The organism is Bacillus cereus group sp. Bc010 (assembly GCF_027716745.1).
GTDB classification, from domain to species: Bacteria; Bacillota; Bacilli; order Bacillales; family Bacillaceae_G; genus Bacillus_A; species Bacillus_A pacificus.
This window is the reverse complement of record NZ_JAQFUY010000028.1, coordinates 1-25,124: the sequence shown is the minus strand read 5'-3', so window position 1 is coordinate 25,124 and position 25,124 is coordinate 1. Positions and strand designations below refer to the sequence as shown.

The window sequence follows — 25,124 nt, the reverse complement described above, 5'->3', positions numbered from 1 at the left end:
GTCTACTTATAAGTATGTGATCTTTTTACAATTCGAATTTCTTTTTAAGTTTCTTATATTTTCTATACGAACGTCTAACAATGTTTAACATAAAATACGGTATTTTAACAGGGAAAGGCAATTTATAAATGAAAGGCAAATAAAATGTAAAATATGCCTTTTCTAGGTCTCTCCACTTACTATCTTCTTTTGTTTTTAAGAAATCAGATACATCGACTACATATCCCCTTCCTTTTTCCATCATCACATTTTTTCCGTGAACATCACAAGGAGTTAATCCTTGTTTCCTTGCATACTCTAAAGCTTTATTTATATCAAGGATTACCTGCTTAGGAATTTTAATCCCCTTATGAATAGCATCGTATAAGGTAATTTCTTTTAAACGTTTCAATACTATGAAATTTTCTCCTTTATATATAAGCTTTGAATAAGAAGGATGATTTCCGATTTTGCGGTATACTTCTGACTCTTTTTCAATTCCTTCTCCTTCTCGCGCGTAAACTTTCACTACCCAATCTTTGAATTCTCTGTGCATGAATACTGCAGCATAATTACCTTTCCCTAAACACTTCCAAAGTCTAGGAATATCTTTAACTACTACAGGCTCGAATTTGTCCTCACTTCTTATGATTACCTCTTTTAATAATTCATCCTTTATCAATCCCACAAAACTATTTATACTCATCGTTTCCACTCCGGTTTTGCTAAAAGGGGCTTACCCACATTTTAACGAAAATATACACTAAGCGAATTTTATTTGAACTGTTGAATACTTAATATGTATTCCGCTATTCAGAGCCAAAAACCATACAATAAAAAATATTTCTAACTATTTTTATTTTTTCAGAGGCAACTGTATAAGGCTTTTCTAAGTGCAAGTTCTCAGTTCATTGGTCATGCCAAATCTATATTTGTTTTTTTAAATTGTTCAATTCTTGTTCCACTACTATCTTTGTTAGCTAACACTTTTATTGTTTTAATAGTCTTTTGTTTAATTCCCACAATGCTGTTTTATTGCTATCCCACTTCAAATACGTTACGGCTTCCTCAAAGCATAGCCATTTATAATTCAAGTGTTCTTTAGATAATGAGATGTTTTTTGTAGGTACTTTAACTCCAAACGAAAATTCTTTTATTACATAAACGTCATCTCCCCAAAGGAACTCTCCAACTACATCCTCTACTGGTAGTGAAGACACAGAATCTAATTGTATATATGAACATTCTCTTGTAATACCAGCCTCTTCAAACGCTTCACGTTTTGCTGATTCAATAGGAATCTCACCGTCTTCTCCACCACCAGCTATACCTTGCCAATAACCATAATCACTTCGGTTGAAAATCGCATATTGAATAGAGTCATCAATTTTTATATAAGGAAATATTAATACTTGATATGGTGCTCTCATTGCTTAACCTCCTCTCGAAAATAGGCTTTAAATACATATGAATAAAGAGCCGACATCATAATTCTACATGAATAATGCAGGTTTATGGTGTCAGCCCTCTATTTTTGAAGAATTTTATTTTTCATAAACTATCTAATTCTTCAACCTGGTGTTATTCAATTGCGCCTGCAACGTCATAATCGTTTAAATCTAATTCAATTGGTTGTCCTAGCGCTAATTTAGCGAGTTCTGATCCTAAATATGGACCAGCAGTTAAACCTGAAGCTCCTAATCCGTTCGCAACAAGAATACCGTCGAAGTTAGGAAGTGGTCCGATAACAGGTAAGAATCCTGGAGTAAACGGTCTAAATCCAACTCTTGTCTCAAGCATAGTAGCATCTTCTAAGCCAGGTGCAACTGTTAATGCTTTATGGAATACTTCATTTAAACCACCAGCCGTTACACGGTGATCGAAACCAGTATCATTCTCATGTGTTGCACCAATTACGACATGGCCATTGTCAAATGTTAAAATGTATTGATCATTTGGCGGCATAACAACTGGCATATTTTCTGTTGCTGTATTTTCCATTTGCAAGTGAACAATTTGTCCTTTTTGGAACGTAACTAAGAAATTAATTCCTAAAGGGTTTAAGATTTCGTTCGCCCATGCACCTGCAGTTACAATAACCTTTTCTGCTAAAATAGTTTCATCGTTTACTATAACTCCCGTAATATGATTACCTTCACGGACTAATACTGCATCTCCTTTTATAAAAGTTGCACCATGTTTTTTCGCAGCGCTTATTAATGCATTACGTAATAATCTTCCATTTACTCTTGCAGCACCACTAATATGAACAGAACTAAATTCTTCTGATAATGCTGGGAATAATTTTTTTGTTTCTTCAGCTGATAAGCGAGTGATTTCACCAATCTCTGGGGCATCTTCACGACGTTTATACGCTCGCTCTTCCATTTGATCAAGTTTTTTCTCATCAGTATGTAAACTAATTGCACCTACACGGTTATAACCTGTGTCTGTTTCACCGTCATCTTCTAATTGCTGAATTAACGAAGAATAGTAACGTGCACCGCCTTTAACGATTTTATACCATGCTTTATTACGACGTTGCGAAAGCCATGGACAGACAATACCTGCTGCAGCATCAGTTGCTTGACCTACTTGTTGACGATCCACGATAGTAACATTCGCGCCAGCCTTAGCAAGATGGTAAGCAGTAGACGCTCCTAAAATACCCGCTCCAACTACAATATACGATTTCATTTCAAACACCTTTTCTCTTTTGCTAATTATTTAAATATAAGAACATACTTTAGTATACTGAAAGGAATCCTTTTTTCAATGTGCCAAGTGCAATTAATTGTTGCATCATTGTGAATTGCCTAGTCTTACTTTTTCTTTTTACGAAATAATTCAATCGTTTTATATCCTTGCGAAAGAATTTCAATCATTTTCTCAAGACGTTTTTCACGTGTTTTTTCTTATTTTACAGAAAACAAATTACGTGCCCAATCTTTTTGATATCCAGGTGTTAAACTTTGATAAAACTTAAGTTCATTTGGGTGATTAGCTAATAAAGATTCAACATCTTGAATTCGATCTGCATAATCAGCTACACATTGGCTCATTGCAGGCGTTTTCGTCGCTTTTTTCTTCTCACGCTTTAAACCTACAACAGTAAAAACATCATCCATGCTTACCATTCGCGCAAATTTAATATCGCTTTCTCCCACATATCCATCTTCTCCAACGTTTAATACTGGAAACATCTCATCACGGTGAATAAACGTACTGTAGCGAGAATTACCTTTTTTCGGATATGCGAAGAATACGTATCCTTTTTCAATTAATAATTCTTCATTACTAATAATATAATTCGTTTGTTTCACCATTTCATCCAGTGTTTCTACAAAAATAAAAATGGCATCGTGCTCTTTTGAAAATACAGTTTCTTTTCCTGTAAAAACTTCGTAATCACTTGGTTCATTAATAACAACCATATTCGTATACTTCTTAAGTTTCAATTTATCGATAATTGACATGAAAATCTTCCTTTACATTCAAAATTCGTTGTTTATACTTTTTCATACTGTTCTAGTGTATTATATCTATTAAGAAAATCAAACTTTAATAATTGTTTTAAATTAAAATAACCGATTCTTCATAAGAACCGGCTAGCTATTTGTTTTATCATAACTCAATAGCAAATAAAGTATATAAAAGATCTCTATATTGCTCTTCTGTAACTTCACGTTTCGTTTTTTCACCGTGAATCATTGTAGTTAAACTAGTATTTGTTAAAGAGACATGGCCAGATTCCGTCAATTTGACTGCAATCGGTCCTTTATTAAAAATAGATTTCTCATCTTCTATTACTCTTTTTTGAACATCATTTACTACTGCCTCATCAATGATACGATTATAAAAAGCATGACAAACTTTCCACTCACCATTCGTATCTTTTCTTTCTAGAACGTAATTCCCTTTACTCGTATCTTTTTGTCTCACTCGATACGTACCATTTTTAGAAGAAACAGACTCACCAGTAAAAGGTACAGGGACTAGAGGTACTAGTGAGGCAATACCTACATCAATTACGTATCGTACTTTATCATAATTTAGAATAATCGTTATATGTCCATTCTCAAGTGCCCATGCGTTTCTATCATTTTTATATACGGTACCTAATGCGAGTTGTACATCATAACCACAATCTTTTAAAAAGTAATAAAAAAGCGTATTTAATTCATAACAAAGTCCGCCACGGGATCCATTTGAAATTTTATTCTGTAAATTTTCCATAGTAATTGCATTCGTATTACGTGCTATTACATCTAAATTCTCAAATGGTATAGTGTGTGCAAATGCAAAGAGAATTGTATTTAATTCCTCAAATTTCACTTCAGTACGCTTTGCGAGATTCAATCTTGTAAACAGCTTATGTTGTAGACTTGTCATAGTCAGCACCCCTTAAAATGTATAAGTTAAAATAGTATATGTTGATTGTAAATTTGATGGGGTACTGAAACAATGTACATTTCGTTTAACTGTACCGGTACAAAAAGTCTAACTCACAAGATTACTTAAGATAAGAAGCTACGAATACAAATTTAATAGTTCGTCTATAGGTAAATTATTATGATCGCTTAAATCAACAAAATATTGAATTTGCCACAGTTGGCTCTTTTTAGCTTGGTTGCTAACAGGAGTATCCCATATAGGGTAAATCCTCATAGCCATCTTGCCTTTTTGGTTTTCTGTTCTCAAGATTTTTTCCTTAAGAAGAATCTCTTTAGGGAAAATAAATTGTCCTAGTTTATTATCATCTATACAAGTGATAACTAATAAATCAGGAGCAGCGTCATAAGAAAACGCTTGATTTTGCATATTGTCATCTTTCTCCCAAAAAGAAACAAATTGACCAATTTTATTAGGAGTAATTTTTGATTTTCTAAAACGAATGGTTTTGTTATTTAAGTTAAATATACATCCTGCATATTCTGCGTTTTGCTTTTCTTCTTTTACATTCGTTATCATTAAATTATTAGGTTTGTAAAATATATTGTCTAAATTTCGGATCGTATCATTATAATTGTTCAAGAAAACTCCCCCTTTGTTCATTTCTTAGTTTAACACAAACGTCAGTTCTTCTATATTGTATAGAATGTTTATAATCATGAGTGACGTGAAAAGGGATATAACAGGATATAATTATTACTTTAATTTAAGTAAAATGCGTTCAACTATTCGTGGGATGAAGAGTGTATTTTTGTAAATAATAAGTTTGTAAAGTATTAAATTGAGGAGGGTTTGTATGCAATATCCTAAAAAAGCTATAAAGTCTGCTTCTAATATGAAATCAGATTTTGCTACAACTGATGCGCAAAAAGTAAAACAAGAAATTCAAAATGATGTAAGAGCAGGACAAGGAGCAATGACTTCTCGAGAGGCGGGGGCAATGCGAGATTAAGAATACATTCCTTACTTGTATTTTTAGTTTGTTTATTTCTTAAACATTTACCAGTAATGAGTGTTTCTATAAAATCACTGCCCTTAAGTAGAGCTTTAAGTGTTTCTTTGTTTTTACTTACAATGCGGTAAATGAAATCTTTCTTAATTATTTGTTTAGAATATAAAATTCATTACTCCGCAATATTTTTACTTATTATAAAAATATTGCGGAGTAATATAACCTAATAAACTATCAAAAGTGTCAATCTCAGAATACGGTTTTATTTCAGTCTTATTTGTGATTCTATGAGGATTAAACCATATCCCTTTTATATTTACATTTTGAGGACCAGCAATATCCTTTTCTAAGTCATCTCCAACAAATAATACATCTTCTGGTTGCACATTAAGCTTATTTAATGCTAGTTCAAATATACGTTTATCCGGTTTACTAAATCCTACTTCTTCAGAAATAATGATCGTATCAAAGTAATTGTTTAAATTCGTGTTAATTATTTTAGCCCTTTGCCTCTGACTTGAACCATTTGTTATAATTCCAACTTTAAAGTGCTTCTTTATATGATTTAAGAAATGAATAGTATTTTTGTCTATTGAAAAACATTTAGGGAATTTTTCATTCCAAAAATCTTCAATGTAATTGCGTGGTAATCTATACTTCGGCGGAAATTCATCAAACAATGATTCTAAAACTATCGTTTTATCACTCATGCCGTATTCCCTTTTATCATATTCTTTAAATTTCTGTAGCATATTGTTTTTGACTGTATCACTAACATCCTCATAACACTTTTCTAAAACAAATAAAAACAATGTATCTACGGCCATATCCCTATTAAGTAACGTATCATCTAAATCAAACAGCATAGCTTTATAACCTACCAAATAAATTCACAACCTTTCTATATTTCCTAGTTATTATCAAAAGTAATCAAAAAACAATTCATATGAACGAACTCCTAATAGAATGATATTCTAAGAGTTAAATCAAAAATCCTTTTTCTGTTTGTTAATTGATGTGAAAGCACACGGTTTCAACTTAGGTAATCGATGAATTTTTTAATTTAGGATTTTCAGATTAATTTAAAAATCTTTTGTGATAGGCTGTACTTAAAGATTAAATATAAAGGATGATTCGTATGCAAACTAGCCCTTATACATAATTTTTTTCAAACTGATATACTATAAACACAATGGTTCTAGAAAGGTGATGATTTTATGTATGAACAACAAAATAATAGGGATAGAGATCAAAAAATGATGTTTTTTATGCAAGGGGTTCCCACAAATAAAGTTAACATGAATCAATTACCAAAATGGATTAGATTCTTTGGCTATTGTGCGTTTGGTTGGATGATACTATTTAGTTTCATTATGATTGTAGGTTTAATTCTGCAATAACGATACATTTAAAATGTGAACGGAACAGTATTTAGATCATGCATCTAGGTAATAAAATAGCTTATTACCTAGACGTACTATCTATTTCTTTTCGTCTTCTTGGCTGTATTGGATGTTTTGGTCCATTCAACTTGTGGAGAATAGTAATGGAGATGATAAAGGACTGTACTTACAACCCCTTTGATTTGTTTTTGAATGGTAAAACTTGTTTCTCTACTCTTTCATATTGAGTAAGTAATTGCCTAATAAAAGAGAATTTCGGTACTAACCAATACGAAATTACCGCTGAAATACACCCTATTAAAGCCCCTACTGCAACATCAAAAGGATAATGAACCCCTACCCAAATACGAGAGATCGCTATACAAAGTGCAAGTATAAGCCATAGCCATCCAGTTTTTTTACGAACAAGCCAAAACGAAAAACAAATTGAAAAAAAGAGAATCGTATGGTCACTAGGAAATGAATTATCTACAGCATGGTCAACAAGTTTATTAACATCAGGCAATACTGCAAACGGTTGATAATTCAGATGGAATTTCCCTGCTATTTTCCCGATTACTTCAGCAATTACAAAAGCAACCATCGCTTGAATAACCATCATCCTACTTTTTCTGGACCCAGTAAACCAATAAGCTAAAATAATTAAAGCAAAAATATATACCATATATTCTGCCAAAAATACGATGGCCGGGTTTAGGAATGAATATTGTTTACCTAAATCATTAAGTGCTCGAAAAATATCAATATTGAATTGAGAAAAAGACATTTCAAATCCCTCCTTTTTCACTTTAATAAAAAAAGAAACAGGAAAACATCGAACTTTCTTACAAACATTCGTGCATTCTTACAGTTTTGTCATTTTCTCGTCACTTTGTAAATAGGTTCATCGTCTTGCCTTTTGCTATATTCATAAACTCGTATGTCTACAATTACGGAAACTCTAATCACACATAAAAAAGAGAAGAACTTTGGTGAGTTCTTCTCTTTTTTTATTTATTAAATTGTAATATAATTACAGTATGTGAAATTATATTATTTTAACTTTAAAACAAATGAACTTAACGCAGGAACTTTAATTTTATTATCATGGACAACATAAAGTGGTTTACTTCCCGCCTGCTTCCCGTCTACTAGTACTTTCCAAGGACCTTTCGATGGAAGTGTTATTTCAACAGCTTCTCTATTTGCATTGTGAGCCACCGTAAAGTATTCATTTTTATTCCCCTCTATTGTATAAGCTACAGTATTTTTCGGAGCATCAATAAATGATACATGTGTTTTTATTTGTTCTGCAGATGTCATTCGAAAAGCTGAGTACTTTTTGCGTAATTCTATTAAACCCTTCATATAATCTACTTCATTATTAAACGTTGCTCTGCGCAGCCAATCCATCTGGTTAATTGAATCTGGAGATTTGTAACTATTATGATCACCATATTTCGTGCGCATAAACTCTTGTCCCGCATGTAAGAACGGAATACCTTGTGATGTTAATAAAATCGAAGAAGATAATTTATGCATTTGTTTTCGCACTTCTTCACTGTCACTTGGATTAGTCAACTCAAGTTTATCCCATAATGTATGATTATCATGTGCTTCCACATAAGTTAGCACCTGCTCTGGATCTTGATAAGTCGACGAATTTGTATCGTAGTCAATCCCTGCCGTAATGCCTTTTTTAATACGATCTTCCATGTTTTCCTTTCCATTTATAAAACCATTTTCCTTCTCCTCAAATACACTACCTTTCAATCCATCACGTATATTATCGTTAAAATGAGCAATCCCTTTCATTTTCTCTGCATTTTTTTGATTTGCTTTCAGCTCAGCTGCAAGAGGTGTATTTAAATCCCATCCTTCTCCATGCAGTATAATAGAAGGGTCAATTTGATTAACAGCTTTACGTATTTCATTCATCGTTTCATAATCATGAATACCCATTAAATCAAAACGGAATCCATCTAAATTGTATTCTTTTGCCCAATATGTGACGGAATCTATCATAAATTTCCTCATCATTTTTCTTTCCGAAGCAGTATCATTTCCTACTCCAGTGCCATTTGCGAATGTTCCATCTTCATTGTAACGATAATAATAACCTGGAACTAACTTATGAAAATTAGATTCAGTAGCACTATACATATGGTTATACACTACATCCATTACAACACGAAGATTATTATCATGCAGTGTTTGAATCATTTGCTTTAATTCTGTTATTCGAACAGTTGGCTCATATGGATTTGTAGAATAGGATCCCTCTGGAACATTGAAATTTTTCGGATCATATCCCCAGTTATACTGTGGTTCGTTTACATTCTCTTCATTTACTGAAGCATAATCAAATATCGGTAAAAACTGAACGTGAGTAACACCAAGGTCCTTTATATGATCAAGTCCTGTTTTTACACCTTCTGGCCCTTTTGTTCCTTTTTCTGTTACACCTAAATATTTTCCTTTCTGTTTAATGCCACTTTCGGGCTGAATAGAAAGATCACGTACATGCAATTCATAAATAATAGCATCTTCTGGATTTATAAATTTTGGCTTTTTGTTTGCTTTCCATTTTTTCGGATTTGTTTCTTCTAAATCAACAATCGCACCTTTATCTCCATTTACAGAAGCAGCACGCGCATACGGATCAACGGCTTCAATCCACTTATCACCAATTTTTACCTTATACGTATAATAGAGACCTTTTTGATTCCCTTTAAGTTCTGCTTTCCAAGTGCCCTTTTCACTTTGTTGCATGTTTATTTCAGTACCTATTTTATCGTTCCATTTTTTATATGTAACTAATTTCGCTTCACTCGCAGTAGGAGCCCATACACGGAACTTTGTATGTTGTGGTGTATATATATTCCCTAAATCGTTACCACCATAATAAAATGAATGATCAAACTCCTCACTACGAATTACTTTACCGATTTCAGTATTCGTATCAGCTACGTTTTCGATTTTAACTTTGTATGTCTGTTTTAAATCAATTTTCTGCTCCGTAATTATTTTAAACTTATTCGTAATATTCCCACTGTTTCTATCATAAGGACTAATATTCTTAATTTTAATGCCTTCAATTTCAATATTTCGTTCCTTAATATGAAACGGGACATTAGTCGTTACAGTAATTTCATTGAAACTATCAATAGATGCTTTTTGAATTGATAGATCCGATGACGGCTTAGAATTATATACTTTTTCATCACCCGAAAGAATCCATACTTCAGCACGACCGTCCTTTATATTTTCAATCCAACGATCGCTACCATCTTTTTCCCACTCATTTGTACGAATGATAAATCCTACACGATTATAGTCACCATCTATATTAATCTTTGCGTACTTTCCAAATTCATCTTCACCAGTAAATTCATATGAGTTACCATTTGCATTTTCTCCCCATATCCAAAGATTCCAGTCTTTTGTATTTCCAGACTGTTCTTTGTAATGAATGGTAACTTCAGTTGTTTTCGAATTTGAAACTGCCTTTACACTTTGAAAAGAGAAAACAGATGATAACATAACGATTATAGTAAGTAATAAAACTGATTTGTTAATTAATCTTTTTATCATTTGCACCACATACACCCTTTCTTTAAATAGCATGAACGTTATATTCTGCTCGTACTACATTACAACTACTTAAATTAATCTAAAAATCTCTTTTATTTCACCCCCATATTGGCTGATTTCACATATGTATTTCAATGATCTTTTAATACGAAAACGTTTGCATTAATGTATAAAAAAATAGGTTTGTTTATGTCTTTATATATTTGTAAATACTAAAAGATCAGGGAAATCATTATAAAGCAATCGTTTGTTATCGCTTTCATTCTATAGCACTTTCCGTTAAGAGGTCAATATATTATTAATTTTCTGTTTTTATATACTATAAACCTTACATATTTGACGTAACTTTTAAAGATACCCTCCCTAATTATTGTTAAGTAAGTATATTTTCACTAATGCATAGTTACGTAAAAAAACAGCTAATGTCCTTTAAGGATATTAGCTGTTTTTCATAATGTAATAATAAATGAATAATAACTATATTTCTAACTTACTTAATTTTTGCTGCATCAAATGCCTTTTGTACCGCCTGAACTTCCGCTGTATTCGCACCATATTTATTAGTTGCCACTCGAATACATGCTGATCTCAATTCTTTGAAATTAGAAGTCATGTTTAACTCATCTGTATTTGCGTAATAGAAGATATCGAACATTTTATCTTCACCAATTCCTTTAACAGTTACACCATTATGAGTTCCGCCTTTTGCAATGAGATATGCAATTTTATTAATAATACTTGAGTTAAAGTGAACGCCGCCTTGATCCCATCCATTAAAATCGTTAAATTCACTGTAATCATCTGGATAAGGTACTCCAAGTGAAGATGGAACAGAAGCTGGGTTTTCCATATCACGGAAGACAGATCCAGTTTGTTCTCCCATCGTCCAGTTAAAGCTTCCATTATTTACGTATTTCTCAATAGATGTTCCCATAATATCAGATAGTGCCTCATTTATCGCACCAGATTCACCGTAATATTCAAGATTAGATTCACTAGAAGTAACAGCATGTGTAAATTCATGCCCAGCTACGTCATATGCTTTGACGATAGGATCTCCATATACAAGCATACTACCATTATTAGCACTTAATGCATTCTGCCAATTTTTCGGATTATTCGTCTCTTCAGAATCCCAAGCGTGTACAACTGAAACTACCTTTTGTCCCTTATTATCAAAGCTATTACGATTGTATTTATCTTTATAAAAATCAAAAACTTTTGTTGCTAAGTAATGAGCACTTACTGCTTTTGGATCGTTAAATGTTGTCGAAGTACTAGTTGCTAATGTACCAGGATAATAGTTTTCTTCTTTAGTAATATCTCTGTAATTTACATCATATGTTTCAATGCCTTGCCCTCTTGTATAATCAGCAAGAGCATATTTGCCATTACTTTGTTTAGAAATACCAAATGAACGAGAGATACCTAAATCATCTTTGCCAGTGCCTGTTAATGACGTAAGACTGCTTTTTTTACTATCCTTTAAAGCGCTAACTAATTTGTCACTGGCTTTTAAGTTAGACTCTTGCACCATATTTTTTAACATATCACCATTTTGTGCATTTACTAAATATGTACCAGAAACATATTTTGGTGTGGCAGCTTCAAATGTAACCTGGTACGCATTGCTAGCTTGTCCATTCTTTTCATCCACAAAAATAACTTCCTTAACTTCTGGCTCAGAAATAAAATTGATATCGTTCCCGTATTTCTTATAAATATATTGTTTCGCTTCATCTTTTGATAGATTGATAGGTTTTTTTAATTCTTCTTGTTTTAAATTTTGCGCGCTATCACCTGAAACACTTTTAATAACACCGTCATTATCTACGTGTGCAGTTAATTGATGGCCATATACTTCTTTTCCTTCATATGTTTGTTGTATACGTACAAGTGTAGTCCCATCATATGAACCACGTTTTTGAAGAACTTTATAATCTACTCCTGTTTCTCCATTGACTTGCTTTGGAGAAAGGGCTTGCTTTGTTTTCTCCTTAAGAGCATCTTTTACTACATTCTCTGGTGCCTTTTGTGACAGTTGTGTAAGTTCACCTGATCGGAATGATTCCTCCTGAATTTGAACTTGTAGTTGATCTGTTTCCTCTGCATGACCTACTCCGTATGGTGCTACTGCTGTTAAAGCTAAACCTGTTGTTAATGCTACCTTAGTTAACGTCTTTTTGTTTTTCATTTTTTCACCTCGTATAATTTTTGAAATAGAAAGCTTGTACAAAGTATACTTGCTGTTTCTGTCGAAAAAAAGGGAAAATATACAATTTATGTAACATTATGCAAAATTACATAATATAAGGACGATGATATACATAAAGAACAACTTATATATGTGCATGAATTTCAATAAAAAAAGAGCTCCCTAAGGCCGCTCTTCAAATACGATTATAAATTATGCATTGTGTCATTTATTAGTATATGCTCGTCTCATTTAATTGTTTATTTAACGATTTCTCTACCCAATAACCTTTTAAAAATACCTCATCCAATACACCGGTATCCTCCGTTACTATTTGATTAGCAAATAAAAAAATATAGTTAAGATAATACTAGCAGGAAACATACTACTTATTTGCATTAATATTTATTGGTACTTTTTTAATTGGCACAAATAAATCAACCTTTAACTTTCCTTCTAGATCTTCCGCTACATTATTTAAGCAAAACTCTAAATTATCTCTATTATAATCTGCATCATACTCACTATTTAGTAGCCACTTTGCGTACATGTATTGATATGCTGCACTTAATTTATGAGGTTCATCATAGAACTGGTATAGAGCGTATAGACCTCCATCTACACTTTTAAATTGCACATCCTGATGTTGTTGTTCTTTTTCAAATTTTTCAGGTATGGTAACGCAAGCATCATGTCGGCACATATGGCTTGCAACAAGTTCAGGATTATCTAATGAGATTCCGATAAATGATTGCTCCGGTGGATAAAGTTTATTTTCATTTGCCCACTGTAATAACCTTCCCCAGTGATCTTGTGGTTCAAAATAACTACCAGTTCGTCTTATATAGGCTACTTTTAATGGTGGTACTTCTTTTATAACTACTTTCATTTACATCTTCTCCCCTATAAATATGTACACTGTTTATTTAGCTTTCTTTAATATTTATTCCTTCTTAAATAAAAAGAATTCTCTAATCACATAAATTTCAATTGAAGTTTAATTGATTACTACTACTAAAGTAGTATGTACTTTCATACTTTTATTTGATTTTAAATTCCTTTTAAATCGATATATTAATTGTAAGAAAATAAGAAGTTGGAGGATTTTAATTGATTAAAGGAATATACGAAGCGCATTTACCAGTGAGTAATTTACAAAAATCTATCGAATTTAATGAAAAATTTCCTATCAATTTATCATTAAATAAATGTAAAAAATGACCCTATTTATTCATTTTTCATGCGTATGTATGTACATTTGTTAATTTATTCGATATATTATGTGTATTGAATGATTACGAAAAACTTATAGGTCGCTAAAAAACACCTTATATTTTTATGTCCGTGAAAACTACAAAATGTATAAAATTCCATTTGTCAAATGAATTTAATGCGGAAGGAGGTTTGTGGTTACTTCATCGGGATATAATAATCAGTTTTAAACTGATAAAATATAGGAGGCGACATTATGTTTCGTACGATTTCAAATTTCATGAGAGTAGCTGAGATAAGAAGGAAAATCCTTTTTACATTAGCGATGTTAATTGTTTTCCGAATTGGCACGTTTATTCCAGTTCCTCATACTAACGCAGAGGTATTAAAAGTACAAGATCAAGCTAACGTTTTAGGTATGCTAAACGTATTTGGCGGAGGAGCACTGCAACACTTCTCAATCTTTGCTGTAGGTATTACACCTTATATTACAGCTTCCATCATAGTACAATTACTACAAATGGACGTTATACCTAAATTTTCGGAATGGGCAAAGCAAGGAGAAATGGGCCGTAAGAAGTCAGCTCAATTCACTCGATACTTTACAATCATTCTCGCATTCATACAAGCCATTGGGATGTCTTATGGCTTTAATAATATAGCAGGTGGACAATTAATTACAGATCAAAGCTGGACTACATACTTATTTATTGCGACAGTTTTAACTGCAGGAACTGCATTTTTACTTTGGTTAGGTGAACAAATTACGGCTAACGGAGTAGGTAATGGTATTTCGATGATTATCTTCGCAGGACTTGTTGCAGCGATTCCAAATGTTGCGAACCAAATTTATTTGCAACAATTTCAAAATGCAGGCGATCAATTATTCATGCACATCATAAAGATGGTCTTAATTGGTCTTGTAATTTTAGCGATAGTTGTTGGCGTTATTTACATACAACAAGCGGTGCGTAAAATACCGATTCAATATGCAAAAGCTGTTTCAGGCAACAATCAATATCAAGGAGCAAAAAACACTCATTTACCTCTTAAAGTAAATAGTGCTGGTGTAATTCCAGTAATCTTTGCTTCTGCATTTTTAATGACGCCGCGTACAATTGCGCAGCTTTTCCCTGATTCAAGCGTATCCAAATGGATAGTTGCTAATCTGGATTTTGCACATCCATTTGGAATGACACTTTATGTCGGTCTTATCGTTGCTTTCACATACTTCTACGCATTTATTCAAGTAAATCCTGAACAAATGGCTGAGAATTTGAAAAAGCAAAATGGATATGTGCCTGGTATTCGTCCTGGTAAATCAACAGAACAATATGTAACGAAAATTTTATACCGCTTAACATTTATCGGCGCGATTTTCTTAGGTGCAATTTCAATTTTACCGCTCGTATTCACGAAAATTGCTACATTACCACCTTCTGCACAAATTGGTGGTACAAGCTTACTGATCATTGTCGGTGTGGCACTTGAAACAATGAAAACGTTAGAAAGCCAGCTTGTAAAACGTCATTATAAAGGGTTTATAAAAAAAGCGAATTAAGTAAAAAAAACACAGTTGGTTATTTTTCCAACTGTGTTTTTAATTCTACTGCATCTAATTTTTCTACTAATGTACCAATGACCTTTTCCAAGTTCATTATTTTTTCTTCTAATGCTTGGATACGTTTTTCGCTATCTGCTACATTATTATATTTTAAATCATCATTGGACGATTTGAACTGCTCCCATAATTCAAAAATATTATTTTCAGTAAGTGATTTTGATTTTTCTCCATTACTGGCTGCTTCTTTATTTGATTCTAATTCAAATTGAATTTCATATGTATTTCCAGTTAACTCTTTAGCTATTTGCGAAATTAAATCTTTATAAGACTTTTTAACCCACTCTTGTTGGAATTCGTTTTCAAAATAAATGATCAATGAATCTTCATTTATTCTAGCTGTCGTTTCTTTGACCCAAGTTTCATATGACGGTCTCGAAATTTTTAATTGTATTTTATCTTTTATTTTATTCCAAATTGTTTTTGATTCTTCTTGTTCGGAAGTACGTTGATTATTTTGCACGTGATGAACCTGTGCTTTAGAAGTAGCGCTTGATTCTATTTCGAACCAAATTTGATATTCTTCATCAGTTATTTTCTGTACGGTACTTGAAATTATATTTTTATACTCCCCTTCAAGCAAGTCACGATGAAACGCATCTTCACAAAAGATTATTAATTTATTATCTTCTATCGTAGCATTTGTATTTCTAATCCACGTCATAAATGTTTTCTCTGCTAATTTTGGTCTTAACGCTTTCTTTACTTCATCCCAGCTACTAAGCCTTGCTTTTTGAATATCTTTCAACTTAGATGGTTCGCCATTACATAGATCAAACTGAATTTCAAACGTCGTATTAAACATTTCTCTTAATGTATTAAATACTAATTCTTTATAATGAGATTCTAACCAGTCACGTGCAAATTCATTTGGACAATAAATTGTTAATATATCATCCTCTAAATAAACAGTAGTATTCGTAAACCAAGTTTCATATGATGGTTTTGAAATTTGCGGTCGAATTTTTTCCTTGACTTCAGTCCAATTTATTTTCATAATAACTCCCCTCTTCTTGCAGATCTCTTTCATATAGCTTAATAATATTACGCCTTTCCAATAAATAAAGTCAATCCGTATCATGAATAAAATGAAAGCAGCCCTGCTATATACAGGACTGCTTCTTTATATAATTACATTTCTTTCTCAAATAATCTCCCTTTTCTGGAATAAGACCGGAGTGTGGATCGATTAGCTAAAAATACACCAACCAAAATGAAACATGCACCTATTCCCATTGTAGCATTTAAAAGTTCTCCTAATATAATATATCCTACTATAATAGCAATTAACGGTGATACGTATAACCACGTTGACGGGAATACAGGATTTGTTTTTGATAAGAGCCAATAATATAATCCGTGTCCACCAATTGATCCGATAAAGATAAGATATAAAATAGGCCACTGTACACCCCAAGAAGCTAGTGTAGTTACATTCGGTTGTTCTACTATGACAGACACGATTAGTAGTAAAACGCCTCCGTAAAACATTTGAATACCATTAATGAGAAATGGCGATACATTTTGTAAATCCGAAAGTATTTCTTTTGAGCGAATTGAGCCTATTCCGTAAAATAATTCTCCTATTATTAAAACAAAACAAGCGATACTCCATATAAAACTTACTTCTTGGTGCATTCCTGGTAAAGAAACAAAAACAACGCCTATTAGCGCGATGATTAAAGCAAGAAGTTGCTCCTTTTGTAATTTTGTCTTATTTCTCTTTGTCTGTAATAACAAAATCATCATCGGTCCCGTAGCAGATAACACAGCAGCTAGCCCTGAAGAAATATATTGTTCCGCCCAGTACAAAGTTGCGAATGTCATAAACGTTAAGCAAAAACCAGCATATATAATACGTTTTGAAAATATATGTGGCATAATTTCTTTTCGTTTTAGCTTAAATATAATCATTAAGATTACTCCTGCTAGAAAGAAACGAATTCCTGCCGAAAATAATGGGGGTGCACCTGCTTCAATTCCGATTTTTATTGTTAAAAATGTTGTTCCAAAAATTATACATACTAAAATATAATTGAAAATGACCATTACTCTTCCTCCTTTTTACTCTTAACATGAGTATAGAAGGTATGGTGTATAACAGTGTATTTATGTATATAACAGTTTCCTAAAATCGTAGTTGATTCTCTTTATATTTTCCGCTTAAATTAAATAAAAAAGAAAAAGGTGAAACCATGAAGATTGTCCTTCGTAAAGAATCCAACATACCGTATTACCAGCAAATATATATGCAAATCGTTGAAAGAGTACAAAGCGGCATGCTTTCACATGGTGACTCACTTCCATCTTTACGCTCGATGGCCGAAGATTTACAGATTAGTCTATTAACTGTTCGTAAGGCGTATAAACAACTAGAAAAGAAAGAATATATACGAATTGAACAAGGTAAAGGGGCTTATATACAAAAACATGTAAAGAAAAATTTCAAAACAGTTCCGTATAAATGGCAACAAACGAAAACGATTAATGTTATGCGATCTCAATATGCAATGAATCAGCACCGGAAATATTACGATTTTTCACAAGCGATTTTATATCCTCGTTTATTGCCAAATCCATTCTTGGCAGACGAAATGCATAAAATACTTAATAAAGACCAGATGATTCTAGCAACTTATGGACCAGTTCAAGGAGATTATGAATTGCGAGTTGAAATAGCAAATCACTTAAATGAACACCAAAAATTATTGACAGATCCATCTCAGTTATTAATTACAAGCGGAGCACAACAAGGAATTGATTTAATTGCTCAAACACTAATAAAACCTGGTGATATTGTATTAGTGGAAAGTCCTTGTTATAGTGCTGCGCTTGATATTTTCATCAATAAAGGGGCTCGAATTATACCTGTTTCTCTTGATAATTATGGAATTCGCTCCGACTTAATCGATGATATTTGTCAAAGTAAAAATCCCGTTTTATTGTATACGAATCCAACTTTTCAGAACCCAACAGGTACAGTAATGAGTAAAGAACGGAGAATGGAACTTATAGAATTGGCAGAGCTATATGAGTTTTTTATCATTGAAGATGATTCTTTCGGTGAAATATATTTTGAGGGCGTGACTGTTCCCCCTCCTATTAAAAATTTTGATACAAACGGTCACGTAATATATATAAAAGGATTTAGTAAAACGTTAGCACCAGGACTGCGTATCGCATCACTTATTGCCGATGGCCCTATTTTCGAATGGTTATATGCTGTAAAAGGTTCAATGGATATCGGTAGTCCTTTATTAACACAAAAAGCACTTCTACCATTTTTACGTGCAGAACGTATGAAAAATCATTTAGAAAAATTACGTACGGCTTTACAAATTAGACGTGATATAACGATTGATATGTTATCACCACTTAAAGAAATGCACTTTGAAATACCAAATGGCGGCTTTAATTTATGGATTACTCTTCCTGATTCGATAGATCCCTTTACCTTATTACAAAAAGTAAATGAAGTAGATGTGTCTTTTTTACCAGGTACAGCTTGTCTATTAAATCCCGAAACAAATAATAATCATTTAAGAGTTAGCTATTCGATGTTAAATGAAAAAGATATGATAATTGGATTAGAGAGATTACATGATATAATGCGAAAGTTTATGCTATAAAAGCAAATACCCCAAAATATTTTGGGGTATTTGCTTTTTATTACATAAAACTCACCATATAAATAATATTTTCATTATCATTCCATTTTAATTACAATCTTACCTCTAACATGCTGACCTTCACTCAAATTATGAGCTTCTCTAATCCCTTCCTCACTAAACGGCATAACTTTACTTATAATTGGTTTTACTTTTCCATGTACAATTAAATCTGATAATGCTTCTAATTGTTTTCCGCTTGGTTTTAGCCATAAAAAACCTGATTTTATCTCTTTTACTTTTTGAATTGGTTCATGGACAATCGAAACTAATACACCACCAGGTTTTAAAATCTGAAAGCTTTTTTCTTGTACTTCCCCACCTATTGTATCTAATACAATATCAAAATCTGATAGTAATTCTTCAAATTTATCTTTTTTATAATTAATAACGAGATCTGCCCCTAAAGACTTTAAAAACTCTTCATTTTTACTACTGGCAGTTGTCGCAACAAAAGCTCCAAATGATTTTGCGATTTGGATTGCCAAACTTCCAACTCCACCAGCTCCAGCATGAATAAGTACTCGGTCATGTTCTTTTATTTTTGCGTAATCTACAAGACTTTGCCATGCAGTAAGTCCTGCAAGAGGAATAGAAGCTGCCTCTTCAAAACTCAGATTTGTAGGCATATAGGATACTAAATCCGATTTTACTGTAATGAATTCAGCATAAGAGCCCTGCCCTATATTTTCAGGTTTCGTATACACCTTATCTCCTATTTTGAAACATTCTATCTCTTCCCCAACTTCTTCAATAACTCCCGCTACATCTAGCCCTAAAATGATTGGAAATGAAAAACGCAACTGTTCTTGTAAGTCTCCTTTTCTTATTTTCCAATCAACAGGATTAATAGATGTTGCGAGAATACGTATTAATACCTCATTATTCTTAACAACTGGTTTTAAAACTTGTGTTTCTTTTAATTCTTCAACACTACCATATTGATCTATAACAATTGCTTTCATTTCCTCTCCTCCTTACTGTTTATTTTAATAACATACAAATATTTCTCAAAATTTTTTTCCTTAAATTATCATAAACTTATTTTTGGGGGTAATTATGCAAGAAACATAGAAAATCTTACACACACCTTAGAGTCATTCAAAATTGTGTTTTTAATTACATTCAAAAGAAATGGAGAGAACTCTATGACTGAAAAGATATTTAAAATAAACGGGATTGATATATGTACAGAAAGCTTTGGAAACCCTAAAAATCCAGCTATTTTATTAATTATGGGTGCTACGTGTTCAATGGTTTATTGGGATGAAGAATTTTGTGAACAGTTGGCGAATAGCGGGGCATTTGTTATTCGTTTTGATAACCGTGATGTGGGGCGCTCCGTCGCATATGAACCTGGAACTTCTAATTATTCCGTTACGGATATGGCTGAAGATGCAATTGGGGTACTTGATGCTTATCATATTGATCAAGCGCATCTATTCGGGATGTCTTTAGGGGGTATGATCGCTCAAATTGCTGCTGTAAAACATCCCGAAAGAATTTTATCGTTAACATTATTAGCTACAAGTATAATAGGCTCTGACGATAACACGCGCGATTTACCTCCGATGGATGAAAGAATTTTAACACATCACGCAAATGGCACGCATTTAGATTGGACAAATGAAAATGTTGTAGCAGAATATTTAGTTTCAGGGTCCCGTCTATTATGCGGGTCCAAACGCACATTTGATGAAAAAAGAGTCTATAATCAAGTAAAACAAGAAATTGAACGAGCTAACAATTTATTAAGCATGTTTAATCACGCTTTACTTCAAGGCGATGATGCATATGAAGGGGTGCTTCACTCCATACAAGCACCTACATTAGTCATTCACGGAACAGACGATACCGCACTCCCTTTTGAACATGGTCTCGCACTTATCGACGAGATTCCTAACTCAGCTCTATTAACTCTTGAAGGCGCCGGACATGAGATTCATCCTGATGACTGGGAAGACATCATTCATGCTGTTACTGAACATACAGCTAAAATAATAGAAAAATAATGAATAGGAGGGGCACGCCGCAATTTGTATCCCCCTATCTTTACATGTAAAAAAGCCCATCACTGTATCCGTATGTATAGTGATGGGCAATACTTATATTTTTCTATGTTTAAAAAAACGGACAATCTAATTGGTCAACAGCTTCCCATGATTTTTTTTTTATATTATCGGTGGATTTATTTGCTTCTAGTGGTACGCTTTTAAAAGGATTAACTTCTACTTTTAATAAGGATGATGGCTCCACGTATAACGAGAAAACATGGCTACTTGGTATAGCTTTTGACACATCAATATCTCCTACTTGTTTAAAAAGTTGCTGCGCTGCAAAGAAAAAGAAGTTGGTTGGATTTGATTGTTTATTCAGCCATGCAAGCATTTCAGGTGATACTGACTTATGAATATTAATTTTTACTCGATCACCACGTTTATATCGCCTAGATCGCATACTTCCACCAACTAACTTATTGTTAAGTTTGTAAATCCTAACTCTTTTTGCTTATGCTCTCTATATTTTGGCGAACAAGTGTAGACTAATAATCCACGTGCATTTGTAAATAATGGATTATCTACAAAGATTACATTTGTTAAACGCCCTTTTTGTTTTAAAATCATTTTCAGGCTATTTTTTATGATAACTGCGCCCCCGCCATAAATAAATACATATGGATCGTCTTTCATATCATCAATTTTGTTAATAATATCCGTTGCAACACGCGCTGCTAAACCTAATAGTGCTGGTTGTGATTCCTCAACTAATAATGCATTTCTAGGGTGTTTATCATTTAAATAAATTTGATTGAATTCTGTAATACTATCAATTGTCTTTGTTGGATACTTCCGGTTCCATCTCGTAATAATTTGTAGTAACGTTTCTTTCACACCGTACGATAAACCCTTACTTAGTTGTGGTCTAAAGTTTACACCTAGTGAAACGACTTCTTCTGTTGTCCCTGCACCAATATCAAAAGATAATAATGTTTTATCAACAAAATCAATTTCTGACACTTTATTTTGTTCACATTCTATTTTATGTTTTACAACATTTCCTTCTTCATCATATACAATGCCCCACGTCCCAGAAGCACCCTCAGGTAGGCATTTACAATATTCGATGGAAATATTAATTGTAACATCACGTCCGTTTGGATAATGGAACACAACCTTATGATTCCCCATATAACGTTTCGCATTTTCCGCAGCTATTTCTTGTGTAATAAGCTGCATAGGGAGAGCAACAGATAAATCATAACGAATGTTAATATGACTAGAAGTTGGACTTTGACGCATAGCACTTACCGCTAAACCAGATAGAATCGTAATAACCATTAACTCATCAGTTGACTTATTCGATTTCTTCTCAACTTCAGTACCTTTTAATTGATCTTGAATGACTTTTTCTCCAACGATATACCGCACATTATTTAACATTAACGATGGAGAACTAATGGTCACGTCAATGTGATTTTCTAATTCAGATAATGAAACATCTCCCTCATCTAACAATCCTGTAGGCTCTCCTATATATAAAGCATATATACTCGGAATAAAAATAGGATCTTGCCCTTTCACCATTAACTTCAAACCGTTATTTCCTGCATCAGCACCAGCTTTTAAAAGAATAGACATAACTACCCCCTAAATTAATCTGACATCCCTTCCAAATATATGCGAGCCCATTCTTTTACATTCAAATGTAATGTAATTTTTTATTCATCGTAAAAACAAAATATAATATTGTTTCACCCTTCATGTAAAAAGTATTTGACATAAAACTTCCCAAATTTTATACTATGGATGTAAATAGTTTTTTACAACAATGGAGGTGCCATTTCTAAATTGAACCATAAAAAATTTATTTTGATAATTATCGTTTTATCATTAATTGTCGTTCTCATACATGGGGCATATAAATATGTAACGGAAGGTTCGATTTTAGGAGGAACAATATTCGCTTTTTCGTTAATTATCGGTAATTTAATTAATCAAATTACTTGGGGAGATCCGAACGGAGTATCGAAAGAAAGCCAAGATGAAATGGGACAGCAAATCAAATATAAAAGTTTTAAAGTTGCTTATTTTGTACTTATATGCCTTATGTTTTTAATTTTAATAGTATCAGAAGGATTTGCATTCCTATTACTTGATGAAATAAAAAACCTTCCTCTGTTCATCGCGCTTTGTTCTTCATTCTTTATTTATCCTATTGTCGAACTTATAGACACAAAACAATATAAATAAAAAGATGAGATTTTCTATATACAGAAAATCTCATCTTTTTATATTTACATCCCTTCTACTATCGCTTTTAATTTATTCACAGTCCGCCAATTCCTTATCGTAGCTGGTGTATGTAACTTCTGGAACTGATTCATTAACTTTGAATTTCGAATGCTATTTTTGAAAAATAAATACACAACTTTTTCATGTATATAACAATCTTCAGTCTCATTTTTTTGCATAAGTAGCTGATCTTTTTCTAATTCAGAAAGTTCATTTGCTAAGAAGGCAACATGTATACTTTCGCCTTCTCGCAATGAATTGACTTCATAGGGGCATCTTTTGGTAATGTTTATAAATTCCTCATGTGTTCTTAACATAACCGGAACATCAAAACCAAAAACGTTTTTAATTTCAGATTGTATTCGTTTGTTTAAAAAATCAATATCTTTTTCAGATTCGAACACGATATTACCACTTTGAATATATGTTTTTACTTGTTTTAGCCCTATTGATTCAAACGTTTGTTTTAAATCAGCCATTTTAATTATCTTATGACCGCCTACATTGATTCCTCTTAGTAGTGCAATATAAATTGTCATAGCAATCCTCCACATTTTAATGAACTGAACAATTGAATTGATTTTCCCCCTCATATTTCTCAAATATTTGTTTTAATTCCTCTAACATATCATGTATAGATAATACCTCAAATAAAATGATAGATTCACTGGAAAAATGATGATGATATTGATTCGGTTTACAATATGCTAAATCATTTTTATAATTCCAAAATTGCTTGTCTAATTCATCAATCAGTTTAAAATGTTTCTCATCTATTTTATTACAATTATTTCTTAATATTGAAATTATAGAATGAATTGTTCGTCGTAAAATCTCTTTTTCATTTTGCGACCAGTCACATGTTTCAATTGGTGTTCGAGCTAAATTATCTATATGATAAATAATTTGCTGTAATAAATGAAGTTGCTTTTGTACAAGTAAAAAACTTCTCATTTCTTTTTTTGTATGTCGATGATATTTCCAATCTTTTTGCTCATATTGAACAAATTGTACCGCTTTATGTAATAATAAATTCACTTTAGATAGATTATGAGCTGTCTCTTTGGTTATCACTTTCCCTTCAATTAATGCATTAAGCCATTCCTCCATAATATGTGCCGTTTTAACAAATAGCTCCTCTGTACATCCCGAAATTGTTTTAACATAATGTGGTGGTAAGATGAAAAAATTCACTAAAGTAGACACTATAATACCAGTAGATGTAGTAGCTAATCGAATTAAAAATGCAGTAAAATAGTGATCTGCCGTAATTGGGATCATTGCAACAGCAGTTAATGTTGCAACTAACGTTCCCGCATGTAACTTTAGTTTTTGACATGTAACGATTGTAAACATCGCTGCTAACGCATAAGAAAGCGCCTGATGACCTAGGAAAAATGTGAAAGTCATTGCATATGCTGATCCAATTGTTGAAGCTGGAAAACGAATCAGTCCTTTTTTTATAGAATCCGTTGCAGTTGGCTCAATCGTTACAATTGCGGTGATAACAGCAAATATAGTTGGAATATTGAAAAATTCACAAACTAGAACTGTAAGAAAAACCGCAATTCCTGTTTTTATCACCCTTCCACCAATAATATTCCATTTTCTAACTTGATTCATTTTGTATTTCCTTCATTTCTATTTCAATTATTTATATATTATATATCTTTCTAAATAAAAAACTTACTACTTTTGTACTGAAGTGAACCCGAATAGTGGTACATGAAAAAAACACCTCCTGAATTCGCATACTAAGTATGCAAATTCAATGGAGG

General features: G+C 32.5%; 23 protein-coding genes and 2 pseudogenes. 7 read left to right on the top strand and 18 right to left on the bottom strand.

Going from position 1 to position 25,124, the window contains the following annotated elements; genetic code table 11:
* Nucleotides 1-25: 25 nt before the first annotated feature.
* The 6 genes and pseudogenes from PDQ68_RS22415 to PDQ68_RS22390 all read right to left on the bottom strand — a co-directional run bounded on the left by PDQ68_RS22415 (nucleotide 26) and on the right by PDQ68_RS22390 (nucleotide 5,034).
* Nucleotides 26-685, bottom strand: a complete 660-nt coding sequence (locus PDQ68_RS22415) for a protein kinase family protein (RefSeq protein ID WP_270786966.1) — start codon at nucleotides 683-685, stop codon at nucleotides 26-28.
* A gap of 283 nt (nucleotides 686-968) precedes the next feature.
* Nucleotides 969-1,409: an NUDIX hydrolase gene (locus PDQ68_RS22410; RefSeq protein WP_061182363.1), complete on the bottom strand. Its 441-nt coding sequence runs from the start codon at nucleotides 1,407-1,409 to the stop codon at nucleotides 969-971.
* Nucleotides 1,410-1,560: 151 nt separating this feature from the next.
* Nucleotides 1,561-2,676, bottom strand: coding sequence for an NAD(P)/FAD-dependent oxidoreductase (locus tag PDQ68_RS22405; RefSeq protein ID WP_000844363.1), 1,116 nt, complete (start codon nucleotides 2,674-2,676; stop codon nucleotides 1,561-1,563).
* Between the two features lie 125 nt (nucleotides 2,677-2,801).
* Nucleotides 2,802-3,455 (bottom strand): annotated as a pseudogene (locus PDQ68_RS22400) (YdeI/OmpD-associated family protein).
* 148 nt (nucleotides 3,456-3,603) lie between these two features.
* Nucleotides 3,604-4,371: an arylamine N-acetyltransferase family protein gene (locus PDQ68_RS22395; RefSeq protein WP_016717637.1), complete on the bottom strand. Its 768-nt coding sequence runs from the start codon at nucleotides 4,369-4,371 to the stop codon at nucleotides 3,604-3,606.
* Nucleotides 4,372-4,509: 138 nt separating this feature from the next.
* Nucleotides 4,510-5,034: a MepB family protein gene (locus tag PDQ68_RS22390; RefSeq protein WP_073531024.1), complete on the bottom strand. Its 525-nt coding sequence runs from the start codon at nucleotides 5,032-5,034 to the stop codon at nucleotides 4,510-4,512.
* A 193-nt stretch (nucleotides 5,035-5,227) separates the two neighbouring features.
* Here PDQ68_RS22390 and PDQ68_RS22385 point away from each other — a divergent pair, with 193 nt between their 5' ends.
* Nucleotides 5,228-5,383, top strand: a complete 156-nt coding sequence (locus tag PDQ68_RS22385) for a hypothetical protein (RefSeq protein ID WP_001199986.1) — start codon at nucleotides 5,228-5,230, stop codon at nucleotides 5,381-5,383.
* A gap of 188 nt (nucleotides 5,384-5,571) precedes the next feature.
* Here the strand turns inward: PDQ68_RS22385 and PDQ68_RS22380 are convergent, their stop codons facing one another.
* On the bottom strand, nucleotides 5,572-6,249 hold the full coding sequence (locus PDQ68_RS22380; protein WP_255846643.1) for an HAD family hydrolase: 678 nt from the start codon (nucleotides 6,247-6,249) through the stop codon (nucleotides 5,572-5,574).
* 351 nt (nucleotides 6,250-6,600) lie between these two features.
* Here PDQ68_RS22380 and PDQ68_RS22375 point away from each other — a divergent pair, with 351 nt between their 5' ends.
* A complete protein-coding gene (locus PDQ68_RS22375) occupies nucleotides 6,601-6,783 on the top strand; it encodes a hypothetical protein (protein WP_014893663.1) in 183 nt (60 codons plus the stop codon).
* Between the two features lie 169 nt (nucleotides 6,784-6,952).
* Here the strand turns inward: PDQ68_RS22375 and PDQ68_RS22370 are convergent, their stop codons facing one another.
* The 4 genes from PDQ68_RS22370 to PDQ68_RS22355 all read right to left on the bottom strand — a co-directional run bounded on the left by PDQ68_RS22370 (nucleotide 6,953) and on the right by PDQ68_RS22355 (nucleotide 13,442).
* Nucleotides 6,953-7,552, bottom strand: a complete 600-nt coding sequence (locus PDQ68_RS22370; RefSeq protein ID WP_016717640.1) for an undecaprenyl-diphosphatase — start codon at nucleotides 7,550-7,552, stop codon at nucleotides 6,953-6,955.
* A gap of 266 nt (nucleotides 7,553-7,818) precedes the next feature.
* Nucleotides 7,819-10,365: a type I pullulanase gene (gene pulA / locus PDQ68_RS22365; RefSeq protein WP_061182375.1), complete on the bottom strand. Its 2,547-nt coding sequence runs from the start codon at nucleotides 10,363-10,365 to the stop codon at nucleotides 7,819-7,821.
* A gap of 484 nt (nucleotides 10,366-10,849) precedes the next feature.
* Nucleotides 10,850-12,553, bottom strand: coding sequence for a M4 family metallopeptidase (locus PDQ68_RS22360; protein ID WP_061182305.1), 1,704 nt, complete (start codon nucleotides 12,551-12,553; stop codon nucleotides 10,850-10,852).
* A gap of 385 nt (nucleotides 12,554-12,938) precedes the next feature.
* Nucleotides 12,939-13,442, bottom strand: coding sequence for an AraC family transcriptional regulator (locus PDQ68_RS22355; protein ID WP_061182304.1), 504 nt, complete (start codon nucleotides 13,440-13,442; stop codon nucleotides 12,939-12,941).
* 221 nt (nucleotides 13,443-13,663) lie between these two features.
* Between PDQ68_RS22355 and PDQ68_RS22350 the strand changes: the two are divergent.
* A pseudogene (locus PDQ68_RS22350) lies at nucleotides 13,664-13,753 on the top strand (VOC family protein); the annotation flags it as partial.
* Between the two features lie 268 nt (nucleotides 13,754-14,021).
* Nucleotides 14,022-15,326: a preprotein translocase subunit SecY gene (gene secY, locus PDQ68_RS22345; protein ID WP_061182472.1), complete on the top strand. Its 1,305-nt coding sequence runs from the start codon at nucleotides 14,022-14,024 to the stop codon at nucleotides 15,324-15,326.
* 19 nt (nucleotides 15,327-15,345) lie between these two features.
* Here secY and PDQ68_RS22340 read toward each other — a convergent pair whose 3' ends face one another.
* Both PDQ68_RS22340 and PDQ68_RS22335 read right to left on the bottom strand, forming a co-directional pair.
* Nucleotides 15,346-16,383, bottom strand: coding sequence for a DnaA N-terminal domain-containing protein (locus PDQ68_RS22340; protein ID WP_061182473.1), 1,038 nt, complete (start codon nucleotides 16,381-16,383; stop codon nucleotides 15,346-15,348).
* Nucleotides 16,384-16,517: 134 nt separating this feature from the next.
* Complete coding sequence (locus PDQ68_RS22335; RefSeq protein ID WP_061182474.1) at nucleotides 16,518-17,435, bottom strand: DMT family transporter; 918 nt, start codon at nucleotides 17,433-17,435, stop codon at nucleotides 16,518-16,520.
* Nucleotides 17,436-17,581: 146 nt separating this feature from the next.
* Between PDQ68_RS22335 and pdxR the strand changes: the two genes are divergently transcribed.
* Nucleotides 17,582-19,015, top strand: a complete 1,434-nt coding sequence (pdxR, locus tag PDQ68_RS22330) for a MocR-like pyridoxine biosynthesis transcription factor PdxR (RefSeq protein WP_016717648.1) — start codon at nucleotides 17,582-17,584, stop codon at nucleotides 19,013-19,015.
* 77 nt (nucleotides 19,016-19,092) lie between these two features.
* On the opposite strand, the gene PDQ68_RS22325 is transcribed toward pdxR, so the two are convergent.
* Nucleotides 19,093-20,019: an NADP-dependent oxidoreductase gene (locus PDQ68_RS22325; RefSeq protein ID WP_016717649.1), complete on the bottom strand. Its 927-nt coding sequence runs from the start codon at nucleotides 20,017-20,019 to the stop codon at nucleotides 19,093-19,095.
* 183 nt (nucleotides 20,020-20,202) lie between these two features.
* On the opposite strand from PDQ68_RS22325, the gene mle reads away from it, so the two are divergent.
* Nucleotides 20,203-21,066 (top strand): BCA family alpha/beta fold macrolide esterase, encoded by an 864-nt coding sequence (gene mle, locus PDQ68_RS22320; protein WP_016717650.1) that lies wholly within the window; start codon nucleotides 20,203-20,205, stop codon nucleotides 21,064-21,066.
* Nucleotides 21,067-21,175: 109 nt separating this feature from the next.
* Here mle and PDQ68_RS22315 read toward each other — a convergent pair whose 3' ends face one another.
* Both PDQ68_RS22315 and PDQ68_RS22310 read right to left on the bottom strand, forming a co-directional pair.
* Nucleotides 21,176-21,511 carry a hypothetical protein gene (locus tag PDQ68_RS22315; protein ID WP_029438566.1) on the bottom strand — a complete coding sequence of 112 codons (336 nt, stop codon included), beginning with the start codon at nucleotides 21,509-21,511 and terminating at the stop codon, nucleotides 21,176-21,178.
* 11 nt (nucleotides 21,512-21,522) lie between these two features.
* The gene (locus PDQ68_RS22310) at nucleotides 21,523-22,692 is read right to left on the bottom strand and encodes a ParM/StbA family protein (RefSeq protein WP_000025611.1); all 1,170 of its coding nucleotides are present in this window, start codon (nucleotides 22,690-22,692) and stop codon (nucleotides 21,523-21,525) included.
* A gap of 210 nt (nucleotides 22,693-22,902) precedes the next feature.
* On the opposite strand from PDQ68_RS22310, the gene PDQ68_RS22305 reads away from it, so the two are divergent.
* Nucleotides 22,903-23,304, top strand: a complete 402-nt coding sequence (locus tag PDQ68_RS22305) for a hypothetical protein (protein ID WP_270786964.1) — start codon at nucleotides 22,903-22,905, stop codon at nucleotides 23,302-23,304.
* Between the two features lie 44 nt (nucleotides 23,305-23,348).
* On the opposite strand, the gene PDQ68_RS22300 is transcribed toward PDQ68_RS22305, so the two are convergent.
* Nucleotides 23,349-23,885, bottom strand: coding sequence for a DUF1697 domain-containing protein (locus PDQ68_RS22300; protein WP_016717652.1), 537 nt, complete (start codon nucleotides 23,883-23,885; stop codon nucleotides 23,349-23,351).
* A 16-nt stretch (nucleotides 23,886-23,901) separates the two neighbouring features.
* Entirely contained in the window at nucleotides 23,902-24,969 is a 1,068-nt protein-coding gene (locus PDQ68_RS22295) for an aromatic acid exporter family protein (protein WP_270786962.1), read from the bottom strand.
* Nucleotides 24,970-25,124 lie beyond the last annotated feature (155 nt).

Excerpts from the sequence above, each read along its gene's own strand:
- secY (WP_061182472.1), top strand. The coding sequence starts at position 14,022 with ATGTTTCGTACGATTTCAAATTTCATGAGAGTAGCTGAGATAAGAAGG.
- PDQ68_RS22415 (WP_270786966.1), bottom strand. The coding sequence starts at position 685 with ATGAGTATAAATAGTTTTGTGGGATTGATAAAGGATGAATTATTAAAA.
- PDQ68_RS22375 (WP_014893663.1), top strand. The coding sequence starts at position 6,601 with ATGTATGAACAACAAAATAATAGGGATAGAGATCAAAAAATGATGTTT.
- PDQ68_RS22335 (WP_061182474.1), bottom strand. The coding sequence starts at position 17,435 with ATGGTCATTTTCAATTATATTTTAGTATGTATAATTTTTGGAACAACA.
- PDQ68_RS22385 (WP_001199986.1), top strand. The coding sequence starts at position 5,228 with ATGCAATATCCTAAAAAAGCTATAAAGTCTGCTTCTAATATGAAATCA.
- PDQ68_RS22355 (WP_061182304.1), bottom strand. The coding sequence starts at position 13,442 with ATGAAAGTAGTTATAAAAGAAGTACCACCATTAAAAGTAGCCTATATA.
- PDQ68_RS22325 (WP_016717649.1), bottom strand. The coding sequence starts at position 20,019 with ATGAAAGCAATTGTTATAGATCAATATGGTAGTGTTGAAGAATTAAAA.
- PDQ68_RS22395 (WP_016717637.1), bottom strand. The coding sequence starts at position 4,371 with ATGACAAGTCTACAACATAAGCTGTTTACAAGATTGAATCTCGCAAAG.
- PDQ68_RS22390 (WP_073531024.1), bottom strand. The coding sequence starts at position 5,034 with ATGAACAAAGGGGGAGTTTTCTTGAACAATTATAATGATACGATCCGA.
- PDQ68_RS22295 (WP_270786962.1), bottom strand. The coding sequence starts at position 24,969 with ATGAATCAAGTTAGAAAATGGAATATTATTGGTGGAAGGGTGATAAAA.
- mle (WP_016717650.1), top strand. The coding sequence starts at position 20,203 with ATGACTGAAAAGATATTTAAAATAAACGGGATTGATATATGTACAGAA.
- PDQ68_RS22360 (WP_061182305.1), bottom strand. The coding sequence starts at position 12,553 with ATGAAAAACAAAAAGACGTTAACTAAGGTAGCATTAACAACAGGTTTA.
- PDQ68_RS22380 (WP_255846643.1), bottom strand. The coding sequence starts at position 6,249 with ATGCTGTTTGATTTAGATGATACGTTACTTAATAGGGATATGGCCGTA.
- PDQ68_RS22315 (WP_029438566.1), bottom strand. The coding sequence starts at position 21,511 with ATGCGATCTAGGCGATATAAACGTGGTGATCGAGTAAAAATTAATATT.
- pdxR (WP_016717648.1), top strand. The coding sequence starts at position 17,582 with ATGAAGATTGTCCTTCGTAAAGAATCCAACATACCGTATTACCAGCAA.
- PDQ68_RS22410 (WP_061182363.1), bottom strand. The coding sequence starts at position 1,409 with ATGAGAGCACCATATCAAGTATTAATATTTCCTTATATAAAAATTGAT.
- PDQ68_RS22340 (WP_061182473.1), bottom strand. The coding sequence starts at position 16,383 with ATGAAAATAAATTGGACTGAAGTCAAGGAAAAAATTCGACCGCAAATT.
- PDQ68_RS22370 (WP_016717640.1), bottom strand. The coding sequence starts at position 7,552 with ATGTCTTTTTCTCAATTCAATATTGATATTTTTCGAGCACTTAATGAT.
- PDQ68_RS22300 (WP_016717652.1), bottom strand. The coding sequence starts at position 23,885 with ATGACAATTTATATTGCACTACTAAGAGGAATCAATGTAGGCGGTCAT.
- PDQ68_RS22310 (WP_000025611.1), bottom strand. The coding sequence starts at position 22,692 with ATGTCTATTCTTTTAAAAGCTGGTGCTGATGCAGGAAATAACGGTTTG.
- PDQ68_RS22405 (WP_000844363.1), bottom strand. The coding sequence starts at position 2,676 with ATGAAATCGTATATTGTAGTTGGAGCGGGTATTTTAGGAGCGTCTACT.